Genomic DNA, 17,945 nt, shown 5'->3' on the forward strand with positions numbered 1-17,945 from the left:
CGCGGCATCCCCTCACTCATCCTCGAACAGATCCTCGGCGGGACCATCGGGAATCATATCGGCATCGTTGTCGCGCTCTGCAAGGGGCAGGCCCAGACCCTCCGCGGGCGGGCGCGATTCCAGCAGGCCGGCCGCGCGCAGCTCTGACAGGCCCGGCAGATCGCGCGCCGATTCCAGCCCGAAATGGTCCAGGAAGGCCTCGGTCACCACATAGGTCGCGGGGCGGCCCGGCGTCATCCGCCGGCGGCCGACGCGGACCCAGCCCATCTCGATCAGCTGGTCCAGCGTCCCGCGGCTGAGGGCCACGCCGCGCACCTCCTCGATCTCGGTCCGGGTGACGGGCTGGTGATAGGCGATGATCGCCAGCGTCTCGACCGCGGCGCGCGACAGGCGGCGGGTCTCAAGCGTCTCGGTCTGCATCAGGAAGGACAGGTCCGGCGCCGTGCGGAAGGCATGGCCGTCGCCCACCCGCTCCAGCACGACCCCGCGCCCGTCATAGATCCGGCGCAGGACCGCCAGCGCCTCGGCCGGGTCGGACCCGTGGGGCATGCGCGCGGCCAGCTCGCGCAGCGTGACCGGTGCGGCGGAGGCAAACAGGATCGCCTCGACCATGCGGGCCTGCTGGTCCAGGGGCGGCGGGGGGAAATCAGTCGTCATCGGTCTTCTGGCGGTAAAGGATCGGGGCAAAGGTCTCGGCCTGCCGTATCTCCAGCCGCCCTTGCCGCGCAAGCTCCAGCGAGGCCGCGAATGTCGCCGCCGTCGCGCTGCGCCGCCGCTTCGGGTCGCCCGCCCAGCCATCGGGCAGAAAGACCGACAGGTCGGTCCAGTCGCCCGCAAAGCCGATCAGCCGCCGCATCCGCTCCAGCGCCTGCTCCATGGTGAAGACATCGTGGCGGTCGAAGGCATAGGGGCGGAACTCGTCGCGGGTCTTCAGCCGCGCATAGGCGCGCATCAGGTCGATCAGCCCCGCCTGCCATTCGGTGCGCCGGTTGCGGGCGACGGTCTCGGGCGCGCCGCGGGCAAAGCGCGACTGACCCAGCCGGTCGCGCCCCATCAGCCGCGCCGCCATCTGCCGCATCGCGGCCAGCCGCTCCAGCTGAAAGGCCAGATGCGCGGCCATGTCCTGCGCCGACGGCCCCTCGGCCTCGGGGTCGGGCGGCAGCAGCAGGCGCGACTTCAGGAAGGCCAGCCAGGCCGCCATGACCAGATAATCGGCCGCCAGCTCGATCCGGAGGGCGCGGGCCTCCTCGACGAAGACCAAGTACTGCTCGGCCAGCTCCAGCACGCTGATGCGCAAGAGATCGACCTTCTGCGTGCGCGCCAGCGTCAGCAGCAGGTCCAGCGGCCCCTCATAGCCCTCGACATCGACGATCAGCGCCTCGTCCGCGCGGCGCTGCGCGACGGCCTGGGCCTCGTCGGTGGGGACGGGCTGCAGATAGGGAACCTTCTTGGGCACGGGGCCTCCATGGGCGGGCCGGCAGAGTCCGCCCCGCGACGTCTGCTGTCAAGCCGCCAGCGACTGCCATTCCGCCCGGAGAGCGGCCAGATCGGCCGCATCGGGCGCGCGGCGCAGGGCCAGCGCGGCCTCGGCGCGGCGGCGGGCCTCGTGGCTCATCGCCCCCGCCGCCGCCACGACCGGCGCCATGCCCGCGACGTCGCCGTTGCAGTGCAGGACCAAGTCGCAGCCGGCAGCGATAGCCGCGGCGGCGCGTTCTGCCTCGGTGCCCGAGAGGGCGTTCATGGTGATGTCGTCGGTCATCAGCAGCCCGTCGAAGCCGATCCGCTCGCGGATCAGGCGGATCATCACCGGCGATGCGGTGGCCGGGCGGTCGTCCAGATGCGGAAAGCGGATATGCGCGGTCATGCCCATGGGCAGATCCGACAGGGCGCGGAACGGCGCGAAGTCGATCGCGTCCAGCGCGGCCGGATCGGCCTCGACCGTGGGCAGGCCGTGATGGCTGTCCACCTGCGCGCGGCCATGGCCCGGCATGTGCTTGACCACCGGCAGCACGCCCGCCGCCAGCAGCCCGTCCGCCGCCGCCCGGCCCATCGCCGCGACCGTCGCGGGATCGGTGCCCAAACAGCGGTTGCGCAGGAAGGGATGCGTGCCGTCCTGCGCCACGTCCAGCGTCGGGGCGCAGTCCGAATCGATGCCCACCGCGCGCAACTCCTGCCCGATCAGGTGGTAATAGAGCCACATGGCCCGCGCGCCCGCCGCCGCCTGGTCCAGCGGCGCGGGCCATTCCGACCAGTGCGGTGCACGCAGACGCTGGACGCGCCCGCCCTCCTGATCGACCGTGATCACGCAGTCGCGCCCCACGGCTGCGCGCAGGTCGCCCGTCAGGCGGCGCAGCTGATCGGGGTCCTGCGCGTTGCGCGCGAACAGGATGAAGCCCCACGGGTCCGCGTCGCGGAAGAAGGCGGCCTCATCTGGTGTCAGGACCGGGCCGGCGATGCCGCCCAGGATCGTCGCGGAGGTCATCGGCGCTCAGCCGCCGAGCGCCAGGCAGTCGGTCCCCGAGGACTGCAGCGCCGAGCAGAACTGGCGCGCCTCGGACAGCGTGCCGAAGCCCGCGACGCGCAGGCGCCAGAAGGTCCGGCCGTTCGACTGATGCTGCTGGATCACTGGCGACTTGCCGGAGAAGAGCCCGCCGTTGCGTCCGGCCAGCCGCTGCCATTCGCCCTGGGCGATGTCGTTGCTGTCGAAGGCGCCGACCTGCACCACGGGGCCCGCCGCACTGCTGGCGGGGGCGGGTGCGGGGGCGGGGGCAGGTTCTGCGGCGGGGGCCTCGGTGACGGCCGATGCGGCGGCGGCCGCAGGGGCGGCGGCGACACGGGTCACGCGCGGACGCGGCGCCGGGCGGGCGGACGCCATCACGACGCCGGGATTGGCCTCGGCCTGGGCCTGGACCAGCGCCTCGGCGATGGCGGCGGCCTGGGCGGGGACGCCGTTCTCGTCGGTCACGACCTCGGTCACGGGGCCTTCGGTGGCGGGGGCGTCGATGATCGCGGCCTGGTTCACGGCGGCGTCGGCCAGCGCGCGTTCGGCAGCGGCGGCGGCCTCGGCCTCGGCCAGGGCGCGGGCCTCGCTGTCCGACAGCGGCACGATGGGTTCGCCCGCGAAGGTCAGGGGGGTCTCGGACGGGTTCGACGGCTCGCGCGCGGTGGCGCCCAGCTGACCCATCGCGACGTCGTCCTCGGACAGGTCGACGGGCGCGGGGGCGATGGCGACCTCCTCGGCGGGGGCCAGCTGCGCGCCGCCCGCGACCGAGTTCACCGCCAGACCGGTGTGGTTGGTCAGCTGCCCGCCCGGCTCCTCGGCGGTGGTGCGGGCCTCGCCCTCGACCGCGCGGATCACCGGCACGCCGGAGACGTCGCGCGACACCAGCTGCCAGCCCCAGGTCATCAGCCCGACCATCAGCGCCACCGACGCGACCGCGCCCATGTAATGGGTCAGCCGCGCCACCCGCGCCGGCAGGCCGTCATCGACGACGTCGCGGCCCTGCGGGGCCTGCGGCGCGCCCGCGGGGCTGCCCTGGTCGTAAGAAAATTCGCGCTTCACCTTGTGTCGCGAGAATACGTAGCCGCCTTCGCGGAAGTCCATCACTGCCATGTTCGCCTGCCCGCCGGTTGCCCCGGATTCACTTTTGCCTGCTCTCAGCACATCCGGCGGCGGCGCGTTCAGTCAGCGCATTTCTTCCGCCGGAGTGACGCCAAGAATACCCAGACCAGATGAAATAACAACGCCAACCGCCCGGACCAGCGCAATTTTTCCCTGGCTTGTGACCGCGTCGCCATCCTGGATGAAGCGCAGCGATAGATCGTCATTGCCGCGATTCCACAGCGAATGCAGGTCGGACGCGATCTCATAGAGGAAGAAGGCCACGCGATGGGGCTCATGCGCGCGGGCGGCATGCTCGACCAGGCGCGGCCATTCGGCGACCTTGCGGGCCAGATCCAGCTCGGCCGGATGGCTCAGGACCGATAGATCGGCCCCGGCCAGGGTCGAATCGTCCACCGCGATCCCGGCCTCGGCCGCGCGGCGCAGGACCGAGTTCACCCGCGCGCTCGCGTATTGCACGTACCAGACGGGGTTGTCCTTGGACTGCTCCAGCACCTTGGCAAAGTCGAAGTCCAGCGTCGCGTCGTTCTTGCGCGTCAGCATGATGAAGCGGGTGACGTCGGCGCCCGCCTCCTCGACCACGTCGCGCAGGGTGACGAAGGTGCCCGCGCGCTTGGACATCTTGAACGGCTCGCCGTTCTTGAACAGCTTGACCAGCTGGATCAGCTTGATGTCCAGCGGCACGCGCCCGTTCGACAGCGCCCGCACGGCCGCCTGCATCCGCTTGACATAGCCGCCGTGATCGGCGCCGAAGACGTCGATCAGCTGGTCGAAGCCGCGGTCGATCTTGTCCCAGTGATAGGCGATGTCGGGCGCGAAATAGGTCCAGGCCCCGTCCGACTTCTGGATCGGGCGGTCCACGTCGTCGCCATGCGCGGTCGAGCGGAACAGAAGCTGCTCGCGTGCCTCCCAGTCCTCGGGCAGCTTGCCCTTGGGCGGCTCCAGCACGCCGCGATAGATCAGGCCCTGCGCCTCCAGCCGCGCGATGGCGTCCTCGATCCGGCCAGTGCCGTAAAGCGCCTTCTCGCTGGAATAGACATCCATCTCGACGCCCAGAATCGCCAGGTCGCCGCGGATCTGCTCCATCATCGCCTGCGTGGCGAAGTCGCGGATCTCCTCCAGCCAGTCGGCCTCGGGGCGGTCCAGCAGGCTGTCGCCGTATTTCGCCTTCAGCGCCTCGCCCACCGGGATCAGATAGTCGCCGGGATAGAGCCCCTCGCGGATCTCGGGCTCCTGCCCGTTCGCCTCGCGGTAGCGCTCATAGGCCGACCGCGCCAGCACATCGACCTGCGCACCGCCATCGTTGATGTAGTATTCGCGCGTCACGTCATGGCCGCTGAAGGCCAGCAGCCGCGCCAGCGCGTCGCCGAAGACCGCGCCGCGCACATGGCCTACATGCATCGGGCCGGTGGGGTTGGCGCTGACGAATTCCACGTTCACCTTGGTCCCCGCGCCCATGTCGGACCGGCCGAACGCCGTCCCGGCCTCCAGGGCCGCGCGGATCACGCCCTGCCAGACGGCGGGCGACAGGCGCAGGTTCAGGAAGCCCGGTCCCGCGACCTCGGCCGCAGCGATGCGCGGATCGGTCAGGCGCGCGGCCAGTCGGTCGGCGATGTCGCGCGGCTTCATGCCGGCGGGCTTGGCCAGCACCATCGCGGCATTGGTGGCCATGTCGCCATGCGCCGGGTCGCGCGGCGGCTCGACCGTGACATTGGCCGTGTCCAGACCGGCGGGCAGCTCTCCTGCGGCGATCATCTGGTCCAGCGCCTCGACGACGACGCCGCGCAGATCGGTGAAAAGGTTCATCATGGGCTTCCTGGTTGACGCTTCGGGACTATCCCCTCGGGCCGGGGAAGGTCAACAGCCAGCCCCGCCCCGCAGGCGGGCATGCGCGCGCAAAAGATTGACGCGGCAGCGGCTTTGGTCTAGGCGATGCTGGCCTGCATCCGGCAGGCATCAAGGCGGGGCGTCCGTGACTGCGTCCCAACTTTGCCGCCTTTGCGCAGACGCGCGCGGCATGGAACGCGCCGCGCCACCCAAGGGTGCGGCTTATTGGAAAGCCCCTGAATGACCAAATTCTCCGATCTGAAGCTGGACCCCAAAGTGCTGCAGGCCGTGACCGAGGCCGGGTACGAGACCCCGACCCCGATCCAGCAGGGCGCCATCCCGCCTGCCCTGGAGGGTCGCGACGTCCTGGGGATCGCGCAGACCGGGACCGGCAAGACCGCCAGCTTCACCCTGCCGATGATCACCCTGCTGGGCCGCGGCCGGGCGCGGGCGCGCATGCCGCGCAGCCTGGTGCTGTGCCCCACGCGCGAACTGGCCGCCCAGGTGGCCGAGAATTTCGACACCTATGCCAAGCACACCCGCCTGACCAAGGCGCTGCTGATCGGCGGCGTCAGCTTCGGCGAGCAGGACAAGCTGATCGACCGCGGCGTGGACGTGCTGATCGCGACGCCGGGCCGCCTGCTGGACCATGTCGAGCGCGGCAAGCTGCTGTTGACCGGCGTGCAGATCATGGTCGTGGACGAGGCCGACCGCATGCTGGACATGGGCTTCATCCCCGATATCGAGCGCATCTTCCAGTTGACGCCCTTCACCCGCCAGACGCTGTTCTTCAGCGCCACCATGGCCCCCGAGATCGAGCGGATCACCAACACCTTCCTGCATTCGCCCGAACGCATCGAGGTCGCGCGCCAGTCCTCGGCCAGCGAGACGATCACGCAGCGCCTGATCGAGCTGACCCCCACCCGCCGCGACATGGCCGCCAAGCAGAAGCGCGACATGCTCCGCGCGCTGATCGACGCCGAGGGTGAGGGGCTGACCAACGCCATCGTCTTCTGCAACCGCAAGACGGATGTGGACATCGTCGCCAAGTCGCTGGCGAAATACGGCTATGACGCGGCGCCCATCCATGGCGACCTGGACCAGAGCCAGCGGACCCGCACGCTGGAATCCTTCCGCGACGGCAAGCTGCGCCTGCTGATCGCGTCGGACGTGGCGGCGCGCGGCCTGGACATCCCGGCGGTCAGTCATGTGTTCAACTATGATCTGCCCAGCCATGCCGAGGACTACGTCCACCGCATCGGCCGCACCGGCCGCGCGGGCCGCACCGGCACCTCGATCAGCATCGCGACGCCCTCGGACGAAAAGTACCTGACCGCGATCGAGCAGCTCCTGAAGAAGGCCCTGCCGCGCGCCGAGGCTCCGGCCATGACCGCCGCGCCCCGCGACGCCCGTCCCGAGGCCGAGGAGGAGCGCAAGCCCGCCGCCTCGCGCGAACGCAGCCGCTCGCGCGGCCGCCGTCGCGGCGGCGACGAGCCCGAGGCCGAGTCCGCCCGCGCCGAACAGCCCCGGACGGAACAGCCGCGGGCCGAGCAGCCCCGGGCGGAACAGCCGCGTCCCGAGCCGGTCAGGACCGAGCCCGTCAAGACCGAGCAGCCGCGGGCCGAACAGCCGCGCCGGGAGGAGCGTCGCGACGATCGGCGCGATGATCGGCGGGGCGACCGCCGCGACGGTCGTCGCGGACGGGATGGCGACAATCGCGGCGGAGCGGTGATGGGCATGGGCGATCACGTCCCGCAGTTCATGCTGGTCGAGCTGCGTAGCGCGGTGTCGTCCGACGACGGCGCGACCCCGGAGCAGCCGAAGCCCGCCGCCGAGCCGCAGCCCGACACCGCCAAGCCCGCCCGCCGGTCGCGCGGTCGCGGACGCGGTCGGGCGCAGGCCGACACGGCCCAGCAGGACGCGGCGCAGGATACCGCGCAGCAGGAGGCCCCGGTGACCGAGACGGTGATCGAGGCCCTCGCGCCTCAGGAAACCGCGCCGGCCGCCATTGAGACGCCCGCCCCTGCGGTCGAGGAGACGGTTGCCGAGACGCCCAAGCGCCGCCGCAGCCGCAAGACCGAGGACGCGCCTGTCGCAGAGGCCGAAGCCGCGCCCAAGCCCGCCCGCCGCCGCAAGGCCGCCGAGCCCGAAGCCGCCACGGCCGAGGACGCGCCCGCGGAGAAGCCCAAGCGCACCCGTCGCAAGGCTGCCGAACCCGAGGCCGCCGACGCCGCGCCGAAGCCCGCACGCCGCCGCAAGGCCGCCGAGCCCGAAGCCGCCGCGGCCGAGGACATCCCGGCCGAGAAGCCCAAGCGCACGCGCCGCAAGAAGACCGACGCACCGGCCGAGGATATCGTCAGCAACTCCTGATGCGCGCGACCCCGCCGCCGGACCGGATGCGCCGGGTACGCGCGCTGCTCCCTGACCTGGGCCTGGGCGCCGTCGCGGCGCTCGGGCTTGCCCCCCTAGGCCTCTGGCCCGCCTCCGTCCTGGCCTTGGCCGCGATCCTGTGGCGGACGGCGGCGGACGGCGCTCCTGCCGCCTTCTGGCGGTTTCTGGCCGCGGGCGCGGGCTGGTTCGCGCTGGCCCTGTTCTGGATCACCGAACCCTTCCTGGTCGATGCGGCCCGCTACGGCTGGATGGCGCCCTTCGCGCTGCTGCTGATGGCGCTTGGCGGGGCGCTGTTCTGGGCGCTGCCCGCAGGGCTTGCGGCGCGCCTCAGCCGCCCCGGCACGCCGCGCGTGGCGGCCATCGCCGCATCGCTGCTGCTGTCGGACTGGCTGCGCGGCTGGATCTTCACCGGCTTTCCCTGGGCGCAGATCGGCCATGTCTGGAGCGACACGCCCGTGGCGCAGATCGCGTCGGTCACCGGCGCCCTCGGCCTCGGGGCGCTGACGCTGGCCGCCGCCGCCCTGCCCGCCGCGACGCGCCGTCCGCTGGCCGGGGCCGTTCTGGCGGCGCTCCTGATCGGGGGAACATGGCTGGCCGGACAGGTGCGGCTGAACGCGCCGCTGCCGCCGGACCGGTCGGTGATGCTGCGCATCGTCCAGCCCGATGCGACGCAGCACCTGAAATGGGACCCGGAATGGTCCACAGTCTTCTTCCAGCGCCTTCTTGACCTCTCCGCGCAACCCGGCCCCCGCGATCTGGTCATCTGGCCCGAGACCGCTGTGAACTTCCTGCTGGAGGAGGCTGGACCGGTCCTGCCGATCATGTCCGAGGCCGCGGGCGCGCCGCTGATCATGGGCATACAGCGGCGCGAGGACGGCCGCTTCTACAACAGCCTCGCCACGATCCTGCCGGGCGGAACGGTGGGCGCGGTCTATGACAAGTTCCACTTGGTGCCCTTCGGCGAATACATCCCCTGGGGCGACGCGCTGGCGCGCATCGGCATCGGCGCCTTCGCGGCGCAGCAGGGCAACGGCTATTCCTCCGGGCCGGGCCCGGCGGTGCTGGCCGTGCCGGGCGCGCCCGACTATCAACCGCTGATCTGCTACGAGGCGATCTTTCCCCAGCATCTGCGGGGCCTGGCACAGCGCCCCGGTTGGCTGCTGCAGGCGACGAACGACGCCTGGTTCGGCACGCTGTCCGGCCCCTATCAACACTTGGACCAGGCCCGCCTGCGCGCGATCGAGACCGGCCTGCCCCTGGTCCGCGCCGCCAATACCGGCGTCAGCGCGGTGATCGACGCGCGTGGCCAAGTGCGCGACAGCCTGCCCCTGAACACCGCGGGCAAGATTGACGCGCCCCTCCCCGGCGCGCTGCCCGAAACGCTCTGGACCCGCTACGGCAACGCCCCCATCCTGGCGCTGATCGCCCTGATCCTTGCCGCCGCGCTCAGACGCCGCCCTTCTTCTTCATGAAAATATCCGCGGGGGAGTCGGTGAAACCGACGGGGGCGGCAGCCCCCGACCCGATCCCGGCCCGCGCCTCAGTCACGGATGAAGCGGCTGTCCTTGATCTGATCCCAGGCCCAGACCACCTCCGATAGACGATCCTCGTCCGAGCGGTCGCCGCCGTTCATGTCCGGGTGCAGGTCCTTGACCAGCGACTTGTACTGCTTGCGGATCTCGGCGCGGGTCCAGCTGTCCTTGGCCTCCAGGATGTCCAGCGCGCGACGCTCGGTGGGCGGCAGCTTGCGGGCGCTGGACTGCGCGCGCGATTCCGGCGCGGTGCCGTTCGCGCCCAGGATCTCCAGCGGGTCGCTGACGCCGTGGCGTGCCCATTTGTCCTCGGAGGCCGCGCGGCCGAAGGGCTTGGTCGGCCGCTCCCAGACCGTCGCATTGTCGATGAACTGCTGGAACTCCTCCTCGGACTGGCCTTGGAAATAGTTCCAGTTCGCGTTGTACTCGCGGACATGCTCCTTGCAGAACCAGAAATAGTCGTCGAGGTTGCGCGGATTCTTGGGCGCGCGATACTGGCCCGGCTCGTCGCAGCCCTCGCGTTCGCAGATGCGCGTCGAGGTCTCGAACGCCCCCGACATGCCGCGCCGCCCCTTGGTCTTGCGCTTCTTGTCCTTGGCGGCGGAAATGTCGAAACCGAACGGGTCGTTCTTGCTCATCCTGGGGCACCTTTGCGACTCAAGGCGGGCAGTTTAGGCTATCTGGCGGGACATGAAACCCCTTGACGGAGAGGAGATGCGGATGATCGCGGATCAGATGACACGGCGGCTGGCGGCACTGGAGCCGACGGCCCTGCAGGTGCTGGACGAAAGCGAGTCCCATCGCGGCCATTCCGGCTTTCGCGAGGGCGGAGAGAGCCATTTCCGCGTCATCATGGCCAGCCCGGCCTTCGCCGGCCTGTCGCGCATCCAGCGCCACAGGCTGGTCCATGCGACCCTGGGCGACATCGTGCCGCGCATCCACGCGCTTGCGCTGGAGCTGTCGGAAAGCCCCGCCCGTTAGCGCCGTCAGGCTTGCCGCCCCCCGGCCCCGCCCCTAGAAAGCCCCCAACCCGCAGCATGAAGGGATGAGGGACATGACCGCGCCGAAGGATTTCAACGACAGGATGCTGTCCCTGGGCCTGGCCCGCGTCAGCGAGGCGGCGGCCCATGCCTCGGCCCGGCTGATCGGGCGCGGCGACGAGAAGGCGGCCGACCAGGCAGCCGTGAACGCCATGCGCGACCAGCTGAACATGCTGGACATCAAGGGCGTCGTCGTCATCGGCGAGGGCGAGCGCGACGAGGCGCCGATGCTGTTCATCGGCGAGGAGGTCGGCACCGGCGAGGGCCCCGAGGTGGACATCGCGCTGGACCCGCTGGAAGGCACGACGCTGACCGCCAAGGACATGCCGAACGCGCTGACCGTGATCGCCATGGCGCCGCGCGGCACGCTGCTGCATGCGCCCGACGTCTACATGGACAAGCTGGCCGTGGGGCCGGGCTATCCCAAGGACGTGGTCAGCCTGGACATGACCCCGGCCGAGCGCGTGCGCGCCCTGGCCGCGGCGCGCGGCTGCGAGGCCAGCGACATCACCGTCTGCATCCTGGAGCGTCCGCGCCACGAGGAGATGATCGCCGAGGTCCGCCAGACCGGCGCCGCGATCCGGCTGATCACCGATGGCGACGTGGCGGGCGTCATCCACTGCGCCGAGGCCGAGCTGACCGGCATCGACATGTACATGGGATCGGGCGGCGCGCCCGAGGGCGTCCTGGCCGCGGCGGCGCTGAAATGCATGGGTGGGCAGATGTGGGGCCGGCTGATGTTCCGCAACGACGACGAGCGCGGCCGCGCGAAGAAGGCCGGCATCATCGACCTGGACCGCATCTATGCCCGCGACGACCTGGTCACCGATGACGTGATCTTTGCCGCGACCGGCGTCACCGACGGCTCGATCGTCGCGGGCGTCAAGCGCGAACCGGGATACCTGACCACCGAGACCATCCTGATGCGGTCCAAGACCGGATCGGTGCGGCGGATGATCTATCGCAACCCGGTCAAGTGAGATAAGGCGCGGCATGGGGGGCGCTGCCCCCCGTCCCGTTCCGGGACTCCCCCCGGGATATTTGAGTGAAGAAGAAGCATGACGGCGTTTCTGGGCATCGACAGCTCTCTCAGCGGGCGGCGGTGGGTCGGGCCCTTGGCCGATCTGGAGCGCCGGGCCGAGGGGTTGGCGCAGCAGGCCGCCCTGCCCCTGGCGGTGGCGCGGGTGCTGGCCGAACGCGGCGTGCCGCCGGAGGAAGCGGCGGGCTTCCTGTCGCCCAAGCTGCGCGATCTGCTGCCCGATCCGCTGACGTTGCGCGACATGGAGGTCGCGGCGGCGCGGCTGGTCGATGCGGCCGCCACGGGGCAGCGCATCGCGATCTTCGCCGATTACGACGTGGACGGCGGCTCGTCCGCGGCGCTGCTGATCGACTGGCTGGGCCAGCACGGGCGGCAGGCGACGCTGTACATCCCCGACCGCATCGACGAGGGCTACGGTCCCAACATCCCTGCCATGACCGCGCTGGCGGCGGCTCATGACCTGATCGTCTGTGTCGATTGCGGGACGCTGTCGCATGACGCGCTGGCGGCGGCCGCGGGCTGCGACGTGATCGTCCTGGACCACCACCTGGGCGGAGAGACCCTGCCCCCCGCGCTGGCCGTGGTGAACCCGAACCGCATGGATGAGGACGGCGCCCTGGGCCATCTCTGTGCCGCGGGCGTGGTGTTCCTGACGCTGGTGCAGGCGGGGCGGGTGCTGCGTGAACGCGGACTGCCGCAGCCCGACCTGATGGCGATGCTGGATCTGGTGGCGCTGGCCACCGTGGCCGATGTCGCGCCGCTGGTCGGCGTGAACCGGGCCTTTGTCCGGCAGGGCCTTGCCGTGATGGCGCGCCGGCAGCGGCCGGGGGTGGTCGCGCTGTCCGACATCGCCCGGCTGGACGGCGCCCCGAGCGCGTTCCACCTGGGCTTCCTGCTGGGGCCGCGCATCAACGCGGGCGGGCGCGTGGGTCGCGCAGATCTGGGCGCGCTGTGCCTGGCCAGCCGCGATCCGGCGCAGGCCGAGGCCTTGGCCCGCCAGCTTGACGCGCTGAACGGCGACCGCCGCGCGATCGAGGCCGCCGTCCGCCTGGAAGCGCTGGCACAGGTCGAGGCGCGGGGCGACGCGCGCCTGTCCTGGGCGGCAGGCGCGGGCTGGCATCCGGGCGTGGTCGGCATCGTCGCCGCCCGCGTCAAGGAGGCGACCGACCTGCCATCGGTGGTGATCGGCGTGGATCACGGCATCGGCAAGGGCAGTGCCCGGTCGGTGCCCGGCGTCGATCTGGGCCGCGCGATCCAGCGGCTGGCCCATGAGGGACTGCTGCTGAAGGGCGGCGGGCACACCATGGCCGCGGGCCTGACCGTGGAGGAGGCCAAGATCCCCGCCGCGATGGAGCGTCTGGCCGAGCTGATCGCCCGCGATCTGGCCGGGCGCACCGGGGCGGGCGACCTGCGCATTTCGGGCCTCTTGGAGCCGTCGGGCGCCACGGCCGCGATGTTTCGCATGCTGGAAGATGCAGGCCCTTTCGGTCAGGCCGCCCCCGCGCCGCGCTTCGCCTTTGCCGATCAGGTGATCGACAGTGCCGCGACCATGGGCGACCGGCACCTGCGCCTGCAGTTCCGCAGCCCTGGCAGCCCCGCGATGGAGGCCGTGGCCTGGGGTGCGATGGACGGCCCGCTCGGGCCCGGCCTGATCGGCGCCAAGGGGCGGCGGTTCCATCTGGCAGGCAAGCTGGAGTTGTCGACCTGGGGCGGGCGCGAACGGCTGCGCCTGCGGCTGGACGACGCGGCGCCCGCGACGGGCAACCTTTGAGCGCTCCGGGGGTTCTGGTCACGATCCGGCGCGGCCGCTAACCTGCCGCGACAGCACCCAAGGAGACGCCCATGAAACTGACCTGGCTTGGCCATTCCGGCTTCCGTCTGGAGATCGAGCAGGCCGTGATCCTGATCGACCCGTGGTTCAGCGGCAATCCCGCCTTTCCCGAAGACCGGCGCGACGAGGCGACCCAAGGCGCGACCCACATCCTGATCACCCACGGCCATGGCGACCATACCGGCGACACGCTGGCCCTGGCCAAGGCGCTGAAGATCCCCGTGGTGGGCATCTTCGACCTGATCAGCCATTGGGAGGCCAGCGACAAGATCGAGGGCATCGGCTTCAACAAGGGCGGCACGGTGGATCTGGGCGGAGCCAAGGTCACGATGGTGAATGCCAGCCATTCCAGCTCGCTCTCCGGTCCCGACGGTCCGATCTATGCCGGTCACGAATCGGGTTACATGATCGCGGGCGAGGGGCATGTGATCTATGTCTCGGGCGACACCGACATCATGGCCGACATGGATTGGATGGGCGATCTGCACAAGCCCGACATCGGCATCCTGTCGGCGGGCGGTCACTTCACCATGGACATGGCGCGCGCCGCCTATGCCGCGAAGCGCTATTTCGACTTCAAGACGGTGATCCCCTGCCATTACAAGACCTTCCCCCTGCTGGCGCAGTCGGCGCAGGTGCTGATCGACGCCCTGCCCGGCGTTGACGTGATCGAACCCGAAGTCATGAAGGCGATCACGCTGTGAGCTTCCAGACCTTCGACGACCCGGCAGGCGGCGGCGACCACGCCGCGCGCCTGACTGCCTTGCGCGCGTTGATGGCGGCTCAGGGGCTGGACGCGGTCATCGTCCCGCGGGCCGATGCGCATCAGGGCGAATACGTGGCCGATGCCGATGCGCGGCTGGCCTGGCTCACGGGCTTCACCGGCAGCGCGGGCTTTGCCATCGTCACGGTCGACCGGGCCGGGGTGTTCATCGACGGCCGCTACCGCGTGCAGGTGCGCAGCCAGATCGACCTGAGCCATTTCACCCCGGTCCACTGGCCCGAGACGCGCCCGTCGGCCTGGCTGACCGAGGCCCTGCCCCAGGGCGGGCGCGCGGGCTTCGATCCGTGGCTGCACACCCGCCGCGAGATTTCGGGCATGGAGGCCGCCCTGCAGGGCAGCGGCGTCGCGCTGATCGCGCTGGAGCAGAACCCTGTCGACGCCGTCTGGCCCGACCGCCCCGCCGCGCCGGTGGGCCCCGCACGCATCCATCCCGACGATCTGGCCGGAGAGAGCGCCGCCCAGAAACGCGCCCGCCTGGCCGCCGACCTGCGCGCCGAGGGCCATGCGGCGGCGCTGCTGACCCTGCCCGATTCGATCTCGTGGCTCCTGAACATCCGCGGCAGCGACCTGCCGAAGAATCCGGTCGTGCAGTCCTTTGCCGTCCTGTCGGACAGCGGCCAGCTGGCGCTGTTCGCCGACGCGGCGAAGTTCGACGATACCCTGCGCGCCCATCTGGGCAATGAGGTCCACGTCCTGCCGCCCGACGCCCTGGGCGCGGCGCTGACCGATCTGGAGGGGCCGGTGCGCCTCGATCCCGGCTCGGCCCCCGAGGCCGCGTTCCGCATCCTGGAGGCTGCCGGAACCGACGTCGCCTCCGGCCCCGACCCCGCCGTCCTGCCCAAGGCCCGCAAGAACGCGGCCGAACTGGCGGGCATGCGTGCAGCCCATGCGCGCGACGGTCTGGCCATGGTGCGGCTGCTCTCCTGGCTGGACCGGCAGGACCCCGCCACCCTGACCGAGATCGACGTGGTCCGCCACCTGGAGGACCTGCGCCGCGACCAGGGCGCGCTGGACATCAGCTTCGACACGATCATGGGGGCCGGTCCGAACGGCGCCGTCGTCCATTACCGCGTGACCCACGCGACGAACCGCAGGCTGGCGCCCGGCGATCTGCTGCTGATCGATTCGGGCGGCCAATATGCGGATGGCACGACCGACATCACCCGGACCGTGGCACTTGGGCCTGCGCGTCCCGACGCGGTGGCGCCGTTCACCGCGGTGCTGCGCGGCATGATCGCCCTGTCGCGGGCGCGCTTTCCGCAGGGCGTCGCGGGGGGGCATCTGGATGCGCTGGCGCGGCAGTTCCTCTGGGCGCTGGGGTTGGACTTCGACCACGGGACGGGCCACGGGGTGGGCGCGGCGCTCTGCGTGCATGAGGGGCCGGTGCGCATCAGCCGCGTCAGCGACATGGCGCTGGAGACCGGGATGATCCTGTCGAACGAGCCGGGATATTACCGCGAAGGCAGTTTCGGCATCCGGATCGAGAACCTGATCGTGGTGACCGAGGCCGATGCCGAACCGGGCCGCCGGATGCTGGGCTTCGACACGCTGACGCTCTGCCCCATCGACAGCCGGCTGATCGACCGCGACGCGCTGTCATCCGATGAGATCGCGTGGTTCGACGCCTATCACGCGACGGTGTGGGACGCGCTGTCGCCCCATCTCGACGCCGCCGACCGCGACTGGCTTGCGGCAGCCACGGCCCCTCTCGGCCGGGCGTGACGCCCGGGGGGTGCGGGGGGCGGGCAGCCCCCCGCCCTGCCGCGGGACGCAACCCTTACAACGATGCCAGAATGCGCGCCGCCTCGGTCTTGCAGGGGGTCAGGGCGGCCCGGTCCTCGCCCGGATAGAACCGCGCGCGCACCGCCGTGGGCATGGGCGCGGGCGCGTCGATCACCACCCGCGGGCCGGTTTGCACCGTCTCGGTCTGCCAGCTGCGGGCCAGCGCGATCTGCGCGGCCTTGGTCGCGCCATAGGCGCCGAAGAACTTCTGCCCGCCCCGCGCATCGTCAAAGAACAGCGCCGTCCCCCGGCGCTGGCGCAGCAGCGGCTCCAGCAGGGCGATCAGTCCGCGCGTCACCTCGATGTTGGTCAGCACCGATTTCGCCCAGTCCCGCCCCTCGATATGGGGCGCGGGCGCCATAGGTGCTGCATGGATCGCGCAATGCGCCCAGAGGTCCAGGCCCCCCCACCGGCCGGTGATAGCCTGCACCATCTGCTGCATCGCCTGCGGCTCGGTCACGTCCATCGGCGCCAGCGTCGCCTGACCGCCCACCGCACGGATGCGGTCGTCCAGCTCCTCCAGCGCGCCCACGGTGCGCGCCACCGCCAGCACGTGATAGCCCTGCGCCGCCAGCCCCTCGGCCAGCGCCGCCCCAAGCCCCCGAGAGGCCCCCGTCACCAGCGCCAGCCGGGCCGCGCCTGTCTGTTCGATCTCGCTCATGTCCGGTCCCTTGCCACCGCGCGTCCCCCCGCGCAACCACGAAAAAGGGGCCCCCGAAGGGACCCCGATGCCTGACCTGGCAGGACGCTCAGCGCGCCTTCAGGTCCACATAGTCGCGGCGGTCGCTGCCGACATAGAGCTGACGCGGACGGCCGATCTTGTTCTGCGGATCGCCGATCATCTCTTTCCACTGCGCGATCCAGCCGACCGTGCGCGACAGCGCGAAGATCGGCGTGAACATTGAGGTCGGGAAGCCCATCGCCTCCAGGATGATGCCCGAGTAGAAATCGACGTTGGGGTACAGCTTCTTCTCGATGAAGTACTCGTCCTCCAGCGCGATCTTCTCCAGCTCCTTGGCGACCTGCAGAACCGGGTTGTCCTTCACGCCCAGCAGATCCAGCACCTCGTCGGCCGATTCCTTCATGACCGTCGCGCGCGGGTCGAAGTTCTTGTAGACCCGGTGGCCGAAGCCCATCAGCTTGAACGGATCGGACTTGTCCTTCGCCTTGGCGATGTATTCGGGAATCCGGTCGACGGTGCCGATCTCGCGCAGCATCTCCAGGCAGGCCTGGTTGGCGCCGCCATGGGCGGGCCCCCACAGGCAGGCGATGCCCGCCGCGATGCAGGCGAAGGGGTTGGCCCCCGACGATCCCGCCAGACGCACGGTCGAGGTCGACGCGTTCTGCTCATGATCCGCATGCAGGGTGAAGATGCGGTCCATGGCGCGCGCCAGGGCCGGGTTCACCTCGTATTTCTCGGCCGGGACCGAGAAGCACATGTGCAGGAAGTTCGACGCGTAATCCAGGTCGTTCTGCGGATAGACGAAGGGCTGGCCGATCGAATACTTGTAGGCCATCGCCGCGATGGTCGGCAGCTTGGCGATCAGGCGGATCGCCGCGACCTCGCGCTGCCATTCGTCGTTCACGTCGGTCGAATCGTGATAGAAGGCGGACATGGCGCCCACGACGCCGACCATGGTCGCCATCGGATGCGCGTCGCGACGGAAGCCGCGGAAGAAGTTGTGCATCTGCTCGTGCACCATCGTGTGGCGCGTGACGCGGGCGCGGAAATCGTCCATCTGCGCCTCGGTCGGCAGCTCGCCGTAGAGCAGCAGATAGCAGACCTCCAGATAGCAGGACTTGGCGGCAAGCTGCTCGATCGGATAGCCGCGATACCACAGTTCGCCCTTGTCGCCGTCGATGAAGGTGATGGTCGAATCGCAGCTGGCGGTGGAGGTGAAGCCGGGGTCGTAGGTGAAGACATCCGCCTGCCCGTACAGCTTGCGGATGTCCAGCACATCCGGCCCCTTGGTGGGCGACAGGATCGGCAGGTCGTAGTCCTGCCCGTTCAGATGCAGTTTAGCGGTCTTGTCGGCCATGCGAAGGCGTCCTTCCGGCTAAGCCCGGCCGCCCGTCGCAGATCCGGCAGGCAGCCAT

Annotated in this window: 15 protein-coding genes; 7 read left to right on the plus strand and 8 right to left on the minus strand. The window is 70.6% G+C overall.

What is annotated here, in order from left to right:
* Positions 1–12: 12 nt before the first annotated feature.
* From scpB to argS, 5 genes are all read right to left on the minus strand, one after another.
* Positions 13–657 carry an SMC-Scp complex subunit ScpB gene (gene scpB, locus AACG61_RS13515; protein ID WP_411837624.1) on the minus strand — a complete coding sequence of 215 codons (645 nt, stop codon included), beginning with the start codon at positions 655–657 and terminating at the stop codon, positions 13–15.
* Positions 647–1,456, minus strand: coding sequence for a segregation and condensation protein A (locus tag AACG61_RS13520; RefSeq protein WP_411837625.1), 810 nt, complete (start codon positions 1,454–1,456; stop codon positions 647–649). Before AACG61_RS13520 ends, scpB begins: the two co-directional genes overlap by 11 nt.
* A gap of 48 nt (positions 1,457–1,504) precedes the next feature.
* Entirely contained in the window at positions 1,505–2,482 is a 978-nt protein-coding gene (nagZ, locus tag AACG61_RS13525; protein ID WP_411837626.1) for a beta-N-acetylhexosaminidase, read from the minus strand.
* A gap of 6 nt (positions 2,483–2,488) precedes the next feature.
* The gene (locus AACG61_RS13530) at positions 2,489–3,613 is read right to left on the minus strand and encodes an SPOR domain-containing protein (RefSeq protein WP_411837627.1); all 1,125 of its coding nucleotides are present in this window, start codon (positions 3,611–3,613) and stop codon (positions 2,489–2,491) included.
* A 72-nt stretch (positions 3,614–3,685) separates the two neighbouring features.
* Positions 3,686–5,428, minus strand: coding sequence for an arginine--tRNA ligase (gene argS / locus AACG61_RS13535; RefSeq protein ID WP_411839526.1), 1,743 nt, complete (start codon positions 5,426–5,428; stop codon positions 3,686–3,688).
* Between the two features lie 261 nt (positions 5,429–5,689).
* Between argS and AACG61_RS13540 the strand changes: the two genes are divergently transcribed.
* A complete protein-coding gene (locus AACG61_RS13540; protein WP_411837628.1) occupies positions 5,690–7,819 on the plus strand; it encodes a DEAD/DEAH box helicase in 2,130 nt (709 codons plus the stop codon).
* Positions 7,820–7,845: 26 nt separating this feature from the next.
* Positions 7,846–9,312, plus strand: a complete 1,467-nt coding sequence (gene lnt, locus AACG61_RS13545) for an apolipoprotein N-acyltransferase (protein WP_411837629.1) — start codon at positions 7,846–7,848, stop codon at positions 9,310–9,312.
* Positions 9,313–9,380: 68 nt separating this feature from the next.
* Here lnt and AACG61_RS13550 read toward each other — a convergent pair whose 3' ends face one another.
* Positions 9,381–10,010, minus strand: a complete 630-nt coding sequence (locus AACG61_RS13550; RefSeq protein ID WP_411837630.1) for a DnaJ domain-containing protein — start codon at positions 10,008–10,010, stop codon at positions 9,381–9,383.
* A gap of 82 nt (positions 10,011–10,092) precedes the next feature.
* Here AACG61_RS13550 and AACG61_RS13555 point away from each other — a divergent pair, with 82 nt between their 5' ends.
* The 5 genes from AACG61_RS13555 (at position 10,093) to AACG61_RS13575 (ending at position 15,788) form a co-directional block, all read left to right on the plus strand.
* Positions 10,093–10,353, plus strand: coding sequence for a BolA family protein (locus tag AACG61_RS13555; protein ID WP_411839527.1), 261 nt, complete (start codon positions 10,093–10,095; stop codon positions 10,351–10,353).
* Between the two features lie 73 nt (positions 10,354–10,426).
* The gene (gene glpX, locus AACG61_RS13560; RefSeq protein WP_411837631.1) at positions 10,427–11,392 is read left to right on the plus strand and encodes a class II fructose-bisphosphatase; all 966 of its coding nucleotides are present in this window, start codon (positions 10,427–10,429) and stop codon (positions 11,390–11,392) included.
* Positions 11,393–11,470: 78 nt separating this feature from the next.
* Positions 11,471–13,222 (plus strand): single-stranded-DNA-specific exonuclease RecJ, encoded by a 1,752-nt coding sequence (gene recJ / locus AACG61_RS13565; protein ID WP_411837632.1) that lies wholly within the window; start codon positions 11,471–11,473, stop codon positions 13,220–13,222.
* 71 nt (positions 13,223–13,293) lie between these two features.
* Complete coding sequence (locus AACG61_RS13570; RefSeq protein WP_411837633.1) at positions 13,294–13,986, plus strand: metal-dependent hydrolase; 693 nt, start codon at positions 13,294–13,296, stop codon at positions 13,984–13,986.
* Positions 13,983–15,788, plus strand: a complete 1,806-nt coding sequence (locus AACG61_RS13575) for an aminopeptidase P family protein (protein WP_411837634.1) — start codon at positions 13,983–13,985, stop codon at positions 15,786–15,788. Before AACG61_RS13570 ends, AACG61_RS13575 begins: the two co-directional genes overlap by 4 nt.
* Before the next feature lie 55 nt (positions 15,789–15,843).
* Here AACG61_RS13575 and AACG61_RS13580 read toward each other — a convergent pair whose 3' ends face one another.
* Both AACG61_RS13580 and AACG61_RS13585 read right to left on the minus strand, forming a co-directional pair.
* Entirely contained in the window at positions 15,844–16,509 is a 666-nt protein-coding gene (locus AACG61_RS13580; RefSeq protein ID WP_411837635.1) for an SDR family NAD(P)-dependent oxidoreductase, read from the minus strand.
* A gap of 88 nt (positions 16,510–16,597) precedes the next feature.
* The gene (locus AACG61_RS13585; RefSeq protein ID WP_411837636.1) at positions 16,598–17,887 is read right to left on the minus strand and encodes a citrate synthase; all 1,290 of its coding nucleotides are present in this window, start codon (positions 17,885–17,887) and stop codon (positions 16,598–16,600) included.
* Between the last annotated feature and the right edge of the window lie 58 nt (positions 17,888–17,945).

This window comes from Paracoccus sp. ME4, from assembly GCF_046736325.1.
Classification (GTDB): Bacteria; Pseudomonadota; Alphaproteobacteria; order Rhodobacterales; family Rhodobacteraceae; genus Paracoccus.